The sequence below is a fragment of the Neobacillus sp. PVCKKU3 genome (assembly GCF_058323225.1).
The window spans coordinates 1-2,317 of record NZ_JBLVQN010000084.1 but is presented as its reverse complement, the minus strand read 5'-3'; the positions used below and the strand labels follow the sequence as shown (position 1 = coordinate 2,317).

Below are 2,317 nucleotides of genomic sequence, written 5' to 3'. Positions count from 1 at the left end.
AAGACTAGCAGATTATGGTGATTGGCATTTGGTCTTGAGTGGAAATGAATACGGATATATTTGGAAGGATAATACCATTCCGAGCTTAGGGACAGAAATTCAAAACAAAAATACTTCTAGACCGATAGGAATCCAATTTATCACAACTTCTGATATGCAAGTAAAGGATGCGCAAACAGGTAAATATTTCGCCGTTTTAAAACAAAATCAGGTCTACCAATCCTATGGTGGAGATAGTAACTGGGTTGCGGTGGACGTTGGAGGAAGACTGGGATATGTTGGGGTTTGGGGTACAGAGATATCCAAGTCATTATATGGAAAAATAATAGTATTGGATGCTGGGCACGGAGGTTCTGATTCAGGTGCTCTGGGTTCAAACAATAAGGAAAAAGATTTAAACCTAAAAACCGTTTTAGAACTTGCTAAAATTCTTCAACAAGAAGGGGCAACTGTAATATTAACTAGATATACCGATTTATTTTTGACTCTTCAAGAACGTGTGGGGATAAGTAATTCTAACTATGCAGATGCATTTATCAGTATCCACTACAATTCTTCGACAGATTCTAGAAGCAATGGTGTTGAAACGTATTATTATTCTCCAAAAGATATATTATTAGCGGAGTCTGTCCATCAAGGTCTTATTGATTATGTTCCACTTAAAAACAGAGGAACATTCTTCGGGGATTTCCACGTTATTCGTGAAAATATACAACCAGCAATCTTAGTGGAACTGGGGTTCATTTCAAATCCAACAGAAGAAAAAATAATTGCAACGGACAGCTATTTTTATAGTGCAGCTAACGGAATTTTAAATGGTTTAAAAAAATATTTTCAAACAATTTAAATTATCTTTTCCGGAAACAACGTTAAATTGATATAAGGTTGCTAGATTCTATTTTCAATAGGAATTAGCAACCCAATTTTTTTGAATTCGACAGTTTTCGGAGGTATACCTATTTAAAAGCCCTTATACTTTAGGATTCTGAGTTAATTTTTTAGTATTATTTCTACGATAGTTCATATCTAAAGGATTCGGAAAATTTAATTTTTTATTTAGTCCGTCTATCACGAAATTTAACCGAATTTGCTCCCAAGAATTCGCTATAGGGAATTAGTGAGATGAAGAAGGTAAATAGGGCAGTTAAAGTAACTACAATGAAATATTTCATTGCCAATCCAATCGTTCCGCTAAAAAATAATACAAATTCAGGCGAATGTTCCGAAAATACATAGAAAATTAATAGAATAAAAGGATGTGTAAGATAGATTAAAAAGGAGTGCTTTGATATCCATTCAACTACATTATTCACAGTTCTATTATTATATTCGTAAAATTGAATAGCCATTCCAAAAATAAAGTAGAAACTAATAATAGAATAAAAAGCTCTTAAATATTCCGAGTTAATATTTGTAGCACTTTGCTTGTAATAAATTACAAATGTAAATAACCATACAATCATCCAAAAAAGTTCTTTTCTATAAATAATTTGTCTCACTTTATTGATATGAAGAAGTGTATGCATCCCAAAAACAAAATATATTAGCCAGTTAAGTGGTTGGTAGAATCCATACACTCCAAGTAATACCTTAAAAAACTCTAAATAATGTGTACTGACAATAAAAAAACAAATTGATAATATCAGAAATATGTTAGGCCTACTAATCATACCTTTTTTTATTAAGGGAAAAAGTAAATACAAAAAAAATAAAATAACCAAAAAGTATAAATGAAACAAAGTATTTCCAAATAATAATCCCTTGATCAATCTTACCACAGCTTGATTCAATGTTTCATCAGGGCTAAAGTATAGTTTATATACTATAAAATAAAAAATACTCCAAAAAAAGTATGGGAAAACAATTTTATTTAATCGCTTTTTTTCAAAGCTAAGATATGAAGTATTTTTATTTAATTCAGCATTCATAAGTCCAAAACCCGATAAAATTATAAAAATCGGTACTGCATTTACCATTGATTTATTCCATAACAAAGCAAATGAGTTAGCTGAAACGTAATCTGCTGAAACGTGAATCCCAACAACAAATAATGCAGCTATAGCACGAATGAAGTCTATCTCAATAAATCTTTGTGCCTTCAATAATATCCTCCTTACATTTCGCTTTTTTTAAGTTAATTATATCACTTTTTAATAAAATTTCCGTTTAAAGAAGTTTTCAGTATACCATTTCCTAAATTTTACTTTACCCATTGTTTTAATTTTTAATTGTAAAATTAAATCTCACTTTATTATGATAATATGCTAAAAAATAACTTCGTAATATAGTTGGGAATTAATTTACATTAAATGAAAGA

Annotated in this window: 2 protein-coding genes; one reads left to right on the top strand and one right to left on the bottom strand. The window is 30.0% G+C overall.

Features of this window, described 5'->3' with window-relative positions:
• Positions 1-847, top strand: an 847-nt coding sequence (locus ACNQGS_RS28840) for an N-acetylmuramoyl-L-alanine amidase family protein (protein WP_491490377.1), incomplete at its 5' end; no start/stop codon positions are given.
• Positions 848-1,052: 205 nt separating this feature from the next.
• Here ACNQGS_RS28840 and ACNQGS_RS28835 read toward each other — a convergent pair.
• Positions 1,053-2,102, bottom strand: coding sequence for an acyltransferase (locus ACNQGS_RS28835; RefSeq protein WP_491490376.1), 1,050 nt, complete (start codon positions 2,100-2,102; stop codon positions 1,053-1,055).
• Positions 2,103-2,317 lie beyond the last annotated feature (215 nt).